This is a genomic window from Lacinutrix chionoecetis (genome assembly GCF_053604665.1).
In genome coordinates, this window is the sequence record NZ_JBSHNQ010000060.1 from 1 (window position 1) to 15235 (window position 15235).

Sequence of the window (15235 nt, forward strand, 5' to 3'; positions counted from 1 at the left end):
AGGTAACGGTAAGTCCTGGTGCGCCTCCTGTAATTTGTGCATCGGCATCGGTAAGGGTAAAGACACCAAAGCCATCACTGTCTGGATCGCAATATTCTAAAGCGGTTGGTGTGAAAATTACTGGTGCCTGCTCAACTACCAAGTCTAATGTGATTGTATTGTAACAGCTGGTGTTGGTATTGAGCACACCTGCTACTATGGTTTGCGGGTTGCTTATATTAGTGTAGGTATTTGGTAATGGGTTGGTTTGAGCGTCTGCATCTGCCTGATTGAGGTAATACGTAACGCTATAGGCTGGATTGCTGCCTGTTATTTCGTTGTTTTTTATGGTTAAATCGATGGCTGTAAAACCGTCTGGTGTGCCGTCGTCGCAAACTTCTAATGGTGTAGGGGTTATTAGGGTTGGGAGTGGGTTAATTACCACTGTATTAGACGCTGTTAACGGACTATTACATGTTGTTGTTGGGTTTGTAACAGACTCTAAAGTTAATGTTTGATCTACTGCAGGAGCTGTGATAGTAATTACAGACTCACCAGCTGCATCTAAAGTAGTTTGTACTGTTGCTCCTCCATTAATATTATAGTCTACAATATGCGTCGCAGTTCCTGTAATGGTAAATACAGCATCTTCGCCTGTACAAACAGCCATGTTACTAGTTAGGGTTACTGTTGGATTTGGAAGCACAGTAACTGTCGCTGTATCTGTTAAAACACTTGAACAAGTACTTACTGGGTTCGTTACCGTTTCTAACGTAATGGTTTGATCTATAGTTGCTGCGGTAATTGTTACAATAGCCTCACCAGCAGCATCCACTATAATTTGTTGCGTTGCACCACCATTTATAGTATATTCAATACTATCATCTGGCGTTCCATTTATTGTAAAAATGGCATCGTTACCAGAACAAATATCTGTATTGGTAGTTAACGATGTTATAACCGGATTCGCACTTATAGTCACCGTGTTCGTGTCTGTTAAAACACTTGAACATGTAGTTGTTGGATTGGTTACCGTTTCTAAAGTAATGGTTTGATCTACTGTTGCTCCAGTAACTGTCACTATAGCAACACCTGTTCCATCTATTAAAACCTGTTGTGTTCCACTGCCATTAATATTATAATCTACAGTATTACCAGCATCTCCAGTTATTGTAAAAACAGCATCATTACCTGAACAAATACTCGTATTACTTGTTAAAACAACTGTTGGGTTGGTATTAACCGTTATGGTTTCGGTATTGGTTAAAGGAGCTGTACATGTTGTTGTTGGATTAGCTACAGACTCTAAAGTGATGGTTTGATCTGCAGTAACTGCAGGTACCGTTATTACAGATTGCCCTGAAGCATCAAGAGTTGTTTGTAATGTTCCGCCGCCATTTATGTTATAATCTACAACATGCGTAGCTGTTCCTGTAATAGTAAATACAGCATCATCTCCCGAACAAATATCTGTATTACTTGTTAAAGATAAAATCTCTGGACTTGGGTTTACAATAAGATTAAACTCACCTGCAGGATTAGTTGTTACATTAAAACAAAGCGCATCAGCTGTTAATTCTACTCTTACAAAAATAGGTTGCGGATTTGCTATATTATTATAAGGGCTTACCAAAGCATTTACATTGGCTGCTGCATCTGCAAGAGAGGCAAAATACGTAACTGTATAATCTGCAGCGGGCTGTGTACCTAAAATAATTGCATCTTGTGTTGTTAAATCGAAAGTCGCAACACCATCATTAGACACGTCATCGCAAGCTACCATATCTATAGCAGGATTAATAGTTGGTTGCGTAGTAATATTTAATGTAAAAGTATCTGTTTCAAAACACCCAGAACTTAAATATTCAATTCTTACATATATTGTTTGTGGCGTGCCAATAATTGCACTTGACGAATACATATCTGGGTTAGGAATAGGATTTGTATTATTATCGGCATCCATTTGTGTTTCAAAATAGGTGATAATTTGATCTCCTGGATTAGTAGCAGAAGCGTTTATAACTGCATCGTTTTGCGTCAGGTCAAAAATATAAGGAGGTGTTCCAGGATTACATAAAAATAAATCGTTTGGTGGATCTGTAACCAATTCTGGAAGTACATCTATACAAACCTGCTCAGTATATTCGCAACCAAAATCGTCTGTAGCTCTATAAGTGTAGCAATACTGTCCTGCTGAAGGTGGTGCCACAGTAATTGTATTTCCTGTGGTGTTGGTAATTGTAGGATCCGCATCCCAACCTTCGGTTACTGTTACAGGTGTAAAAGACAATTCTGGTGGCTGTAAATTTGGATCGAACTCAATGCTCCAAGAGAAAATAAAACCATTATCAATTCCTAAGTTATCAATAATTTGAATACACCAATCTCCATTTAACGGACTACCCAATAGAGTATTAAGAGTTCCTTCAGGCAGATATGTTCCCGGAGCTATAGAGTTACTTGGAGGTGTTCCGGCTATAATTGTTGGCCCATTCTCTAAAGTTACAGTTCCAGCCGTAGAAAAACAATAATCCGCACCAACTCCAGGCGTATTAGTATTATCATCATTTGCTCCTCCAAGATAGGTTCCTCCACCTCCTGGGTATTCTTTTAAAACAGCCACTTGTCCAGTTGGACTAATAATATTAATATCTAAATCACCAAGAAAGGAATGCTCCATATTCACACAAATTCCAATAATCTGATTAATATCTGTTAATGTTTGTGAAGAATCATAGCAGTCCACAGTAACACAAGTTGAATAAGTTGCACCATTACCATCTGGTAAAAATGTTGTTCCACTAACTGGTGGCGTACAATCATTAATAAACTCAGTTGCCATAACAACACCATCAATAGTAGTGGTTTCGCCGTAGCACAAAATATTTTGAGTGGCCTGTGTTGCTGTAAAATCGGGTTCTGTACTAACCTGTATAACTTGGTTTATTAAATTTGTATTAGTACAGCCTGTGCCTGGTGCAGGATCTGTATTGGTATCTGTAATATTGAGATTAACTATGTAAACTCCCGGAGTTGGGTAGGAGAACGTTGCTGTTTGTCCAGAAACAGTATTACCATCACCTAAGTCCCACTCGTATGTTGCACCAGTACCATCAACAGAAAAAATACCACTTCCATTTAGCGTTATATCTTCATCAGTACAAACTCTTATATAACCATCTCCATTTGGCGCAGGTGTTGAGCTATCTAATTGAGATGTAATAGTTTGACAAGGCTCATAACATGAAATTGTAGCTTCCCAACCTGTAGTTGTTGCAGATGGATCTGACGTAAATACTATTGTAATACAACCGGTTGTATTATTTGGTGTTGCAATTACTACACCTGGACTACTTGCTACACTTCCACCTGAATACGTTCCAAATGCATTTGCTGTAGTATCGTCACCATCATAAAATGTAATTGTATCATTATTAAGTTGAGTACTAAAGGCAGTAAAATCGAGTTGAATTTGATTTCCTGGTATATCTGGACAAATTGTAAGTGTAAAATTCTCATCACTACTATAATTTCCTCCTGGCCCACCAGAATCATAAAACGTGCCTGAACATTGGGTAACTGTTCCGTTTTGCATTAAAACATCTTGAGAAAATGCAACGGTTGCTATAAATAAGAACGAAACTAAAAATGTAAATTTCTTCATTGTTGTTATTTTATTGATGTTGAGATTTAATGATGATGAAATAATTGGTATTATCTATTCTATAAATCCGTGAGCCTCTTCCAAAAAATTCGAGGTTATATTTTAAAACGTTAAAGTTGTCTTTACTGTAACTTTTATCGAAAGTTAAAGCCGGATTATAGGTGTTAAATAATCCTGCCTCACTTAATGTTTTATATTTTTCTGTATTATTAACCAGATCAGGAATCTCTTTAACCTCTATCCTATTTCTAAGTAAGTTTTTTAAATCCTTTAATTTTTGAGGTCTGTTTAATACGTAAGCATCAAATTTATCGGCATAAACCTCCTTAATAAATGAGGTTTCTTTTGCGGTAAGTGGTGCCTTTACATTGTCTTTATATTTAACTAATTGCAACGGCTGCTTGTTAGGCGTTTGTGCAGTAACATTATAGACACTTAAAGTGAATAATAACGCTAATACATATAAGGATTTGAGTTTCATAAATGGATATAATTTTAAATAAGGTGCTAAAAATACCAAAAAATAATTAACTTTTAGTTAACTATAGTTCGACATATAAATAAAACAACTATAATTAAAAAACTCCTACCTTATTGCACCCATTTTTTTATTACTTATCTTTGTAGCTTATAATTTTTTGGGAATAAATGAAAATTGATAATATACAAGATATTCACGACGATTTAGGCGAAAACCATATTGGTACTTCGACCGAAACACCTATGCGAGCTGATGCTTTTAAACTTTCTGATAAAGAAAAAATTGAAAACATTACAGACGATGTACGCAGTATCATGGAAACTTTAGGATTAGACCTAAACGACGATAGCCTAAAAGGCACTCCAAAACGTGTTGCAAAAATGTTTGTAAATGAAATTTTTGGTGGCTTAAATCCAGATAAAAAACCAAATGCCTCTACGTTTGATAATAAATACAAATATGGAGAAATGCTGGTTGAAAAAAACATTACGGTGTATTCAACTTGTGAGCACCATTTGTTACCCATTGTTGGGAAAGCACATGTTGCCTATATTTCTAATGGTACTGTGGTAGGCTTATCTAAAATGAATAGAATAGTCGATTATTTCGCCAAACGCCCACAAGTTCAAGAGCGCTTAACAATACAAATTGTAAAAGAGCTTCAAACCGTTTTAAACACTCAAGATGTTGCCTGTGTTATAGATGCCAAACATTTATGCGTTAATAGTCGTGGTATACGTGATGTGGACTGTAGCACAGTAACTTCAGAATTTGGCGGGCAATTTAAAAACAAAGAAACCAAACGTGAGTTTTTAGATTATATCCAGTTGGACACAACGTTTTAATTGATGTTAAATCGGTTAGCTGATAACTGTTAACTTGAAAAAACAAGAATAGATGCATTCACATGCATTTGAAAAGAATTGTAATTTATTTCCGAAGAAAACTATAAAATTATTAGATTAGATGTTGAATCTATTTACTAATAAAAATCAATGCGTTAAGAAATCACTTTTTAAAATAGAGTAAAATCGCCTTAACAACTCCACAACAAACAACATATAAAAATGCAGTTATATAAAAATCAACATATAAAAGTCTATAATTCTTTAACTGGCACAAAAGACCCTTTTAAAACTTTAAATGATGGTTATGTTGGTATGTATGTTTGTGGTCCAACGGTTTACAGCAATGTGCATTTAGGTAATGTAAGAACATTTATGTCGTTCGATATGGTGTTTCGTTACTTAAAACACTTAGGCTATAAAGTACGCTATGTACGTAATATTACAGATGCCGGACATTTGGAAAACGATGCAGATATTGGTGAAGATAAAATTACCAAAAAAGCACGTTTAGAAGAAATTGAACCTATGGAAATTGTACAACGTTATACTGTAGATTTTCATAATGTGTTAAACCAATTTAATTTTTTGTCACCAAGTATTGAGCCTACTGCTACTGGGCATATTATTGAACAGATAGAACTTATAAATACTATAATAGACAACGGTTTTGGCTATGTAGTAAATGGCTCTGTTTATTTTGATGTTCATAAATATAACGAGACAAACAATTACGGCATTTTAAGCAAACGAAAGTTAGAAGACTTAATCCATAACACACGTACGTTGGATGGGCAGAGCGACAAAAGAAATCCGCAGGATTTTGCACTTTGGAAAAAAGCCGAACCCACTCATATTATGCGTTGGCCTTCGCCTTGGAGCGATGGTTTTCCAGGCTGGCATTTAGAATGTACTGCCATGAGTACAAAATATTTAGGCGACCAGTTCGATATTCATGGTGGTGGTATGGACTTAAAATTTCCGCATCACGAATGTGAAATTGCACAAAATCAGGCCGCTAAAGGTCAATCTCCTGTTAATTACTGGATGCATGCCAACATGCTCGAATTAAACGGTTCGCGCATGAGTAAATCTACAGGTAACTACATTAATCCTTCAGAATTAATTTCGGGTAAAAACGACATTATGTCTAAACCTTATAACCCAAGTGTTATTAGGTTTTTTATGATGCAATCTGCCTACAGAAGCGTTTTAGATCTAACAAACAATGGTTTACTGGCAAGCGAAAAAGGCTTTAACCGATTAATGCATGCTGTTGATGAGTTAGCTAATTTAAAAGCATCAAACACCTCGTCTATAGACATTAAAGCATGGCAGCAATCTTGCTACGATGCCATGAACGACGATTTTAACACACCTATTTTGATTGCTAATCTTTTTGAAGGCGTAAACTATATTAACGCTATAAAAGAAGGTAATGCAACAATTTCTAACGACGATTTAGCCCTTTTAAAAGACGTGTTCCACATTTTCGTTTTCGAAATATTAGGTTTAAAAAACAATCAGGAAAGTGGTGAAGGAGCAGAAAAACTTTCGGGAGCAGTAGAATTACTAATTAAATTAAGACAGGAAGCGCGTGCTAACAAAGATTTTGCTTTGTCTGATAAAATTCGTGACGAACTTGCCAATGTTGGCATTACCTTAAACGATAGTCGCGAAGGCACTACATTTACTACTAATTAAATCCTTACATAAACCCTCTACAATAGCGAGGGCTTTTGGATTATGAAAAAAATACTCATCGCACCTTTTTTGTTTATAATTAAAGTTTACCAAACTTTTATTTCTCCTTTTACACCAGCAACGTGCAGATACCAACCAACCTGCTCGCACTATACAAAAGAAGCCTTACAAAAACACGGGTTTTTAAAAGGCATGAAATTGAGTATTACACGCATATTAAGTTGTCATCCATGGGGCGGAAAAGGATATGATCCTGTTCCCTAATGACCTTTTTTAGACGTTTAATCGAAAAATAGACCTTACAGGTTTTAAAACTTGTGAGGCCTAAAAAAATAAGGATTCGTTAAAACCTTCTAAAGAATTCCGCATTAATAAACCATAAATACTATATTTACGCTCATAAAAAATAATCTATGTACTTATTAGAGTTCAACTGGAATCCTATTACTGGAATCGACATTGTTGGAAATTTTAAAATTCATTTTTACAGTTTAATGTGGGTAATCGCCTTTGTTTTGGGCTGGCACATTATGAAACGTATTTTTAATAGAGAAAAAATAAATATCGAATATTTAGATCCTTTATTTATTTACACCGTATTAGCGACTATGTTGGGTGCGCGTTTGGGTCATGTTATTTTTTACCAGCCAGAATTATTTTCTCAAGATTTTTTTAGTGTGTTTCTTCCCTTTCACTTTAAACCAGAATTTGAATTCTCTGGCTTTTCTGGTTTAGCAAGTCATGGCGCAGCTATCGGAATTATTGTTGCTATGTATTTGTACCGACGAAAATACAAGTACAAATCGGTAATGTGGATTTTAGATCGTATTGTAATTCCTGTTGCCTCTGGAGCTGTTTTTATTAGAATTGGAAACTTTATAAATTCAGAAATTGTTGGAAAATTATCTGGAGATTTCCCATTAGGTGTTCGCTTTGTTCAAGAATATTACTCAAAGAGAGAGATTGTTGACAAAACAGGTATTAAAGATTATAAGGACGCTTACCAAGCTGTAACAGACAACCCTAAATTTATAGATTTACTGGAAGCTGTCCCATTTAGACATCCTGCACAATTGTATGAGTCGTTCTGTTATATTTTCGTGTTTTTAATATTATTATATTTCTATTTAAAAACAGATAAAGGCAACCAACCAGGATTTTTATTCGGCTTGTTTTTAGTACTACTCTGGACCGTACGTTTCTTTGTAGAATTTGTAAAAATTGCACAAGTAGATGGCAGAGACGATTATATCTGGTTTATGAATACCGGACAAGTTTTAAGTATTCCGTTTATTTTAGTAGGATTATATTTTATGTTTTTCTACAAACAAAAAGCAACTGTTTAAGCATGAAAATTTTTAAAATAGCACCTTTAGTTTTCTTTTTAGGGCTCATTGTTTTATCGTGTAAAAGCGAACCCAAAACAATTAAGCAACCCGAAATAACCTTTAAAAAAGAAGGTGAGCTTATGCTTTATAAGGGCGTGGCAGACACTTTAATCACCGCGTTGGATATTGAAATCGCTAAGACACCTTTTGAAATTGAAACTGGTTTAATGTATCGAGAATCGATGAAAAAAAACCAAGGTATGTTATTTGTTTTTAACGAAATTAGAGAGCGTAATTTTTATATGAAAAACACACGCTTTCCATTAGACCTTATTTTTATAGACCACAATAAAACCATTGTAAGCTTTCAGGAAAATGCCCAACCGCTAAGTGAGGCTTCACTACCCTCTAATGCGCTGGCTCAATTTGTATTAGAAGTTAATGCTGGTTTGGCACAAGAATGGTTGTTAGAAGTAGGTGATAAAATGGATTATTTTGAATACAAATTTGTAGAGTAATGCTACAACAAGTTATAGAAATAGAAACTGGCGATAACGCTTCTATTTTTGCAACTCAATTTATACCAGAAACTTCCAACAATAAAAGTATTGTTATCTCATCTGCAACAGGTGTATTACAGAACTACTACTCTAAATTCGCAAATTACTTTTGCACCTTAGGCTTTACGGTTTACACTTTCGATTACTCTGGAATAGGCTTATCGCACGCTAAAAACATTAAAAAAAACAGCGCCAACTTACAAGATTGGGCTAACAATCAGGCAGCGGTTTTACAATTTGCTAAAACTGAAAACGCGACACATAAAACTATTTTAATTACCCATAGTATTGGCGGACAACTTATAGCTTTTAACGCGCATATTAATCTAGCGGATGCCATTATAACTGTAGCCTCACAATCTGGCTATTGGAATGTATTCTCAGGTTTGCAGAAAGTTAAAATGTTTTTATTTTGGAATTTAATGATTCCTTCACTATCACCTGTATTTGGGTATTTCCCGGCTAAAAAGCTCAACCTTTTTGAAAACCTTCCAAAACAGGTAACTTACCAATGGCGACGTTGGGGAAATAAAAAGAACTACTTTTTAAGTGATGCTAAAAAAGAAAACTTAAATTTAGTGACGTGTCCAATGCTTGTTTTGAGTTTTCCTAAAGATAACTTTGCGCCTAAACGAGCAGTAGATTGGTTTGCTAATGTTTTTAAAGCAGCCAAAATAGATAGGAAGCATATTTTACCAAAAGCACTAAACCTACCTAATATTGGCCATTTTGGTTTCTTTAGAGCACGCTTTGCAGATTCGCTTTGGGTGATGACATCACAATGGATTGTAGATAATACTTAAGCTTGTACACTCGGCTGAGCTCTGTGTAAACGTTAAGGATGGAAAGGTTTGTTTGAGCTCCTCGCAGAGAGCGAGCCTTGAGAGCCTGACCTTGCTTTTTTGCAAGGTAACGCCCAAATTAAACAGATAACATTAACGAGATTCCATGAAAAATTTACAACAAAGAAAAAGCCTTTCAGTTTTACACTGAAAGGCTTTTAAATATGATTAAATTATAAGATTAAGCTTTCACTTCTTCTTCTAATTCTTCTTCTTTTACTTTGTTTTTTAATGCCTCTGTAGCATCTCCTCTTTTTACCGAATCGTACATAATTGGTGTTGCGATAAATAATGATGAGTAAGTACCTACAATAACACCTACTATTAAGGCAAACATGAATCCTCTAATAGATTCTCCACCAAAAATAAAGATGGCTAATAATACAACTAACGTTGTTAAAGAGGTGTTTAATGTTCTACTTAAGGTACTGCTTAACGACTTGTCTATAACCGTATTAAATGGCCAGCCCGTATGCTCGTTAAAGAATTCACGAATTCTATCGAACACAACAACCGTATCGTTTAACGAGTAACCAATAACGGTTAGAATTGCCGCTATAAACGCCTGATCTATTTCCATAGAGAATGGCATAAACTTGTATGTTATAGAGAATACACCTAATACGATTAATACATCGTGGAATACTGCTGCTACTGCACCAAGTGAGAATTGCCATCTTTTAAAACGTATTAAAATATAAAGGAAAACAACTATTAAAGATCCTAATACTGCCCAGAATGATGCTTGTTTAATATCATCGGCAATGGTTGGACTCACTTTATACTTTTTCATTAAACCAATGGTTTTGCCTTCTCTGTTTGAAATAAATTCTTCGTAAGACACACCACTTAAATGAGGTTGTAATGCGTTATATAATCCTTGTCTAATTTCTTCGTCTGCTTCTTCTGAAGCTTCGTCGATTCTATACTTTGTAGTAATTTTTAACTGGTTATTATCTCCAAAAGTTTTAGCATCTGCACTACCAAAAACTGCTGGGTCTGATAATGTTGCACTAATTTCTGCGGCATTAACTGGCTGCTCGAAACGTACTTGATAGGTTCTACCTCCAACAAAATCGACACCTTGATCTAAACCATTAGTAAATAATGATACTAAACTACCTACAATTAAAATACCAGAAATAATATAAGACATCTTACGTTTCTTTAAGAATGCGATATCGATGTTTCTAAATAGATTTTTAGTAATACCTGTTGAGAAATCTAAAGTTCCGCCACGTCCTACATACCAATCTACTAATAATCTGGTAATAAATATTGCTGTGAATAAAGAGGTTGCAATACCAACTAATAATGTTGTTGCGAAACCTTTAATTGGTCCTGTACCTAATAAAAATAAAATTAAAGCGGTTAAACCTGTTGTAATGTTAGCATCTAAAATAGATGATAATGCATTACTAAATCCGTCTTTAATAGCCGATTTCTGGTCTTTACCTTTTCCTAATTCCTCCCGAATACGTTCGAAAATAAGCACGTTCGCATCTACGGACATACCTATGGTTAATACAATACCTGCAATTCCAGGTAAGGTTAACACGGCTCCTAAACCAGATAAAATTCCGAATATTAATAAAATGTTTAATGCCATTGCAACATCTGCAAAAGCACCTGCTTTACCGTAGTAAAAAATCATCCATAATAATACTAATGCCAATGCAATTAAAAACGACATGGTACCACTATCAATAGCTTCCTGACCTAATGTTGGCCCTACCTCATCACTCTGGATAATAGTTGCTTTTGCTGGTAATTTACCTGCACGTAATACGTTAGATAAATCGATAGCCTCGTTAATTGTAAAATCTCCAGAGATTTCTGAACGGCCTCCAGCAATTTTACCTCTGCTAATTCCTGGTGCAGAATACACAATGTTATCTAAAACAATAGCAATATTGCTTCCTTCTTTAAAAGCGCGCTCTGTCATTTCTTCCCAAGTTTTAGAACCTGCAGCATCCATTTGCATGTTTACCACGACTCTGTTAGCCTGGTCGTAACCTTCTCTTGCATCGTCAATACTTCCGCTAAGTGGTGGCACGTTATCTCTGTTTCCTTCTAAAACGTGTAACGTTGTAACTTCACTATCTTTTTTAGGCTTTTCGAATACAAATCTTATATTCTTCGCAGCTGCCGGACGCATTGCAATGGCTTCTTTAGAATTTAAAATATCTAATACTTTTTGTTGATCTTCAATATCTACAAGACCTACTCCAGAGTAGTAACCAGTTCCTGGTTTAACAAGGTCGTAGAATGGGTTTTCAATAATTGTAGTTTCATCTTCTTCTCCTGTTAGATCTCCAATAATATCATCGGCAGTATCTTCTTCCGGATCTTGCATGGCATCAACATCTGTTTCAGTTTCTGTGTCTGTATCTGCAACTGCTTCATCCTTATTTTTTAAAGCTTCGTTTAAATCGTTAAAATACTGACCTAAATCTGCAGCCTTGTATCCAAACCAGAATTCTAATTCTGCTGTTCCTGTAATTAATGCTTTGGCACGCTCTACATCTTTTACACCAGGTAATTCTACTAAAATACGTCCAGAAGATCCTAAACGCTGAATGTTTGGCGATGCCACACCAAATTGGTCAATACGTGTACGTAATACTTGTAAAGCCGAAGTTATAGACTCATCAATTTTCTTAGATAACGCGTTTTTAACCTCATCGTCACTCATACCAATAGTAACCGTCCCAGCTTCTACTAAAGAACGCGTTCCAAAAATATCTGGTGACGCTAATTTTTTATCGCCTTTAATAGCATCGAATGCTTCGTAAAACAAATCAACATAATCGTCTTGAGAGTTTTTCTGTAACTCGTCTGCATCATCTAAAGCTTTATTAAATACTGGGTCTTTAGAGTTATTGGCTAAACCTTTTAAGATATCTTTTACAGATACCTGTAAAATAGCCTCTAAACCGCCTTTAAGGTCAAGACCTAATTTCATGGCATTGTCCTTAACTTTCGAGTAGTCTTCACCTAAGAATACGCTTTCTTTTGAAACTGAAAGTGAATCTAAATAGTTTACCTCGTAAGCTTTTCTTTTTTCCTGATAATCTTCAACATCTGTACTGTATTTTGATGCTGCTATTTCTTCTGCGTTTTTCTCGATTGCGTTGTTTTTAAACGAGAAAGACAGTTGGTAAATACTTACCAATCCAAATAAAACTGCGAAGAGTTTTACTAATCCTTTATTTTGCATTGTTTTGTTATTTGCGTCAGTTTTTTATCTCGATTCTGCGAGGCTGACAATTATTAGTGATGGTTTTTATTTTGAAATGATAGCTTACAAAAATTGATAAAGCTATGTTTTAAAACGAACTGCTAAAGCCGAAGCTGAAAACTTATCATTATAAAACTTTATGTATTAGGGAATTTATATTTATTCTCCTGTTATAAAACTGGTCCTGCGCGACCTTCAGGAATTTTGTGAGGAATATTGTTTATTGCAATTGCAATGGTTTTGTTAAGCTTATAAGCCACATCAACCAAAACATGTTGCTCAGCAAAATCGTTGGTTGTAGTGTGAACATACAGATTAGGATTCGAAAACCTATCGTAGTCTTGTTTAAACTCAAATATTAATTTTCCTGTAGATCCTAAACCTGTATCGCTACTTTTACTAATCTCATACACATCGAGATTGTAATGGCTTTGGATTGGGAAATCTAACGGATTATCTTTTGAATTTGAAGCGTAATTTAGAGTTAACAAAGCTTCGGCAGACAATAATTCTTTTACATTGGAAACAGGCGCTTCACTGTAATAAGCAATAATTAAACGGCCATTAGCTTCTTCCCGAACTTCAATTTTAGAAACACCAATAGTTTCTAATTGCGCTTTTACGTTGGAAATTGCAATCTGGGCTTGGTTTGAAGAGATTGGAGCACCCGAAAACTGTAATACAATTTCTTGATTTGGCACTACCAGGTTTTCCTGACTTGCACCAAACAAAGTGAGTATTACAATTAAAGCACCAAAGTACCATTTTGTCTTCATGCGCCAAATATAAAAAAATTAAAGACTGTATTGCTACAGTCTTTGTATAAATATGCTTTTTACTATTAGCTTTCAACAAAAAAAACAATTTTACTATTGCTCTATTTTATTAAAATTTAAAAATTATTGTTTCATTTCGGTATAACCTTCTGGAATTGCCATATCAAATTTATCATCAGGAATTTCTTCCTTATTAATTATAGTAACCTCTTGAACAATTGTCATATTAGTAATAGACATGTCAGCTCCCATTTGACTCATTTTCGTTTTCATATATAATGGATAACCATCAATTTTTTTTCCGAATTGATTAGCTTCTTGAGAATAGACATCTATTGCATTTGTAGCTAAAATTTCTATCTCTACTTGTTGACCTTCTATATTAGTAGTCACAAAATATTGATTACACTCATAACCTAAAATAGTTTTAGTGCTTTCTCCTCTTGTTATTATTATATTTTCATCATCCTCTTTTGGTTGCTCTATATTCTGTTTTTTAAACACTTTTCCTGCCACGGGATTATCCATTAATATTAGCATCATTTTGTCATCATTATCTGTAATTACTACAACGTTTCCAGTCATAGGATTTTTTGATTCAATTCGCGAATTATGGTCTTTAAAGTATGTCGTGGTTTCCACATCACCCATCGCAAGTTGCTGATTCAACTTAGCGTCATCACTTGCAATGGTCATTTTAGACAAAAGAACACCTTCTTTTAATTTTTCTTGGGCTGTAATAATTAAACTAAATGCCAATGTTAATGCTAATAGTAATATATTTTTTTTCATTTTATAGGTTATAAATCATTCATATTGTAAGTATTAAAAACTCACCTCTTTGTTACAAACTTAAATTAAAAACCGTAATACTCTTAGTTATTAGGTTTTTTTTATATTCTAATAGCTTTAGTTGCGGAATTTCTCCTCTTGAGGCTAATATTGCAGCCAAAACCTGAGCTTCTTCTTTTGTAAAATCTCCTGCTATTTCAGAACGCCCACCTTTAATTGCACCTGCCGTTACTCCTGGAGCAGAAAATACAACGTTATTAATTACTATAGCAATATTCGATCTGTCGTTATAAGCCTTTTCTGTTAATCGCTCCCATTGCAATGCGCCATCTTTATTCATTTTAATAGAAACTGTTGGTCGGTTTCGAAAATCGTAATCTTGGCTTGCCGCTGTGATCACTTCTCCAGACATTACTGGTTTCTCGCCTCTATTCGATTTTATAGTATATACTGGTAAAGAGCCATTCTTGCTGGGTCTTCCATATAGAAATTTAACAAATTTTTGATCTTGTGGCAGTTTAGACTTGTATGTATTTAGAGTACTAATAAAATCTAAAGTGTCGGTGGGTTTCACGTAAAATAATATTGGACTTCCAGGATAACCACTGGAAACTACCGCATTTAAAAACAAGTCTACTTCTTTATATGCTTCTCCTGCTTCACCTTTAAGCGCCTCTTCAATATCTAGTATATAGGAGATAAATTGTTCTGCTTCGTAAGTTTCCCAAAACTCCAACTTTCCTCTATTGGTTATTAAATTATTGAAGGCCTCCTTTTTTAAAGTATTAGAATAGACAGTTAATGCTATATCATTATTTGATAACGCTTCAATCTTATGCTTTAATTTAAAGAAAGACATTCTACGCTCTAAAACGTTAATGACTTTATTTGCGTTTTCGGTTTCAGCTGCTTCTGTATTGTTAAAGGTATATATAAATTGATGCTCCAAAGGCTTTTTACAACCCATTACACTAAATACCATTAAGAGTGCAAACACTATTTTAAATTTTTTCATTTTTAAAA

At 34.7% G+C, this 15235-nt stretch carries 12 protein-coding genes; 6 read left to right on the plus strand and 6 right to left on the minus strand.

The window, feature by feature from the left end:
• On the minus strand, window positions 1-3643 hold a 3643-nt coding region (locus ACVC43_RS01575), incomplete at its 3' end, for a PKD domain-containing protein (RefSeq protein WP_452222824.1).
• 10 nt (window positions 3644-3653) lie between these two features.
• Window positions 3654-4124 (minus strand): hypothetical protein, encoded by a 471-nt coding sequence (locus ACVC43_RS01580; protein ID WP_452222825.1) that lies wholly within the window; start codon window positions 4122-4124, stop codon window positions 3654-3656.
• Window positions 4125-4291: 167 nt separating this feature from the next.
• On the opposite strand from ACVC43_RS01580, the gene folE reads away from it, so the two are divergent.
• The 6 genes from folE to ACVC43_RS01610 all read left to right on the plus strand — a co-directional run bounded on the left by folE (window position 4292) and on the right by ACVC43_RS01610 (window position 9364).
• Window positions 4292-4969, plus strand: a complete 678-nt coding sequence (gene folE / locus ACVC43_RS01585) for a GTP cyclohydrolase I FolE (protein ID WP_452222826.1) — start codon at window positions 4292-4294, stop codon at window positions 4967-4969.
• A gap of 222 nt (window positions 4970-5191) precedes the next feature.
• Entirely contained in the window at window positions 5192-6673 is a 1482-nt protein-coding gene (gene cysS, locus ACVC43_RS01590; RefSeq protein WP_452222827.1) for a cysteine--tRNA ligase, read from the plus strand.
• Window positions 6674-6715: 42 nt separating this feature from the next.
• Window positions 6716-6937: a membrane protein insertion efficiency factor YidD gene (gene yidD / locus ACVC43_RS01595; RefSeq protein WP_452222828.1), complete on the plus strand. Its 222-nt coding sequence runs from the start codon at window positions 6716-6718 to the stop codon at window positions 6935-6937.
• 149 nt (window positions 6938-7086) lie between these two features.
• Window positions 7087-8019, plus strand: a complete 933-nt coding sequence (lgt, locus tag ACVC43_RS01600) for a prolipoprotein diacylglyceryl transferase (RefSeq protein WP_452222829.1) — start codon at window positions 7087-7089, stop codon at window positions 8017-8019.
• 2 nt (window positions 8020-8021) lie between these two features.
• Window positions 8022-8519 carry a DUF192 domain-containing protein gene (locus ACVC43_RS01605; protein WP_452222830.1) on the plus strand — a complete coding sequence of 166 codons (498 nt, stop codon included), beginning with the start codon at window positions 8022-8024 and terminating at the stop codon, window positions 8517-8519.
• Entirely contained in the window at window positions 8519-9364 is an 846-nt protein-coding gene (locus ACVC43_RS01610) for an alpha/beta hydrolase family protein (protein ID WP_452222831.1), read from the plus strand. Before ACVC43_RS01605 ends, ACVC43_RS01610 begins: the two co-directional genes overlap by 1 nt.
• A gap of 220 nt (window positions 9365-9584) precedes the next feature.
• On the opposite strand, the gene secDF is transcribed toward ACVC43_RS01610, so the two are convergent.
• From secDF to ACVC43_RS01630, 4 genes are all read right to left on the minus strand, one after another.
• The gene (secDF, locus tag ACVC43_RS01615) at window positions 9585-12623 is read right to left on the minus strand and encodes a protein translocase subunit SecDF (RefSeq protein WP_452222832.1); all 3039 of its coding nucleotides are present in this window, start codon (window positions 12621-12623) and stop codon (window positions 9585-9587) included.
• Between the two features lie 191 nt (window positions 12624-12814).
• Window positions 12815-13420 (minus strand): hypothetical protein, encoded by a 606-nt coding sequence (locus ACVC43_RS01620; protein WP_452222833.1) that lies wholly within the window; start codon window positions 13418-13420, stop codon window positions 12815-12817.
• Window positions 13421-13543: 123 nt separating this feature from the next.
• Window positions 13544-14179: a DUF4412 domain-containing protein gene (locus tag ACVC43_RS01625; RefSeq protein ID WP_452222834.1), complete on the minus strand. Its 636-nt coding sequence runs from the start codon at window positions 14177-14179 to the stop codon at window positions 13544-13546.
• 85 nt (window positions 14180-14264) lie between these two features.
• Window positions 14265-15227 (minus strand): SecDF P1 head subdomain-containing protein, encoded by a 963-nt coding sequence (locus ACVC43_RS01630; RefSeq protein ID WP_452222835.1) that lies wholly within the window; start codon window positions 15225-15227, stop codon window positions 14265-14267.
• Between the last annotated feature and the right edge of the window lie 8 nt (window positions 15228-15235).

Bases quoted from the DNA above. Each gene is read 5' to 3' on its own strand.
- ACVC43_RS01610 (WP_452222831.1), top strand. From the start codon at position 8,519: ATGCTACAACAAGTTATAGAAATAGAAACTGGCGATAACGCTTCTATT.
- ACVC43_RS01620 (WP_452222833.1), bottom strand. From the start codon at position 13,420: ATGAAGACAAAATGGTACTTTGGTGCTTTAATTGTAATACTCACTTTG.
- folE (WP_452222826.1), top strand. From the start codon at position 4,292: ATGAAAATTGATAATATACAAGATATTCACGACGATTTAGGCGAAAAC.
- ACVC43_RS01605 (WP_452222830.1), top strand. From the start codon at position 8,022: ATGAAAATTTTTAAAATAGCACCTTTAGTTTTCTTTTTAGGGCTCATT.
- ACVC43_RS01580 (WP_452222825.1), bottom strand. From the start codon at position 4,124: ATGAAACTCAAATCCTTATATGTATTAGCGTTATTATTCACTTTAAGT.
- ACVC43_RS01630 (WP_452222835.1), bottom strand. From the start codon at position 15,227: ATGAAAAAATTTAAAATAGTGTTTGCACTCTTAATGGTATTTAGTGTA.
- lgt (WP_452222829.1), top strand. From the start codon at position 7,087: ATGTACTTATTAGAGTTCAACTGGAATCCTATTACTGGAATCGACATT.
- yidD (WP_452222828.1), top strand. From the start codon at position 6,716: ATGAAAAAAATACTCATCGCACCTTTTTTGTTTATAATTAAAGTTTAC.
- secDF (WP_452222832.1), bottom strand. From the start codon at position 12,623: ATGCAAAATAAAGGATTAGTAAAACTCTTCGCAGTTTTATTTGGATTG.
- cysS (WP_452222827.1), top strand. From the start codon at position 5,192: ATGCAGTTATATAAAAATCAACATATAAAAGTCTATAATTCTTTAACT.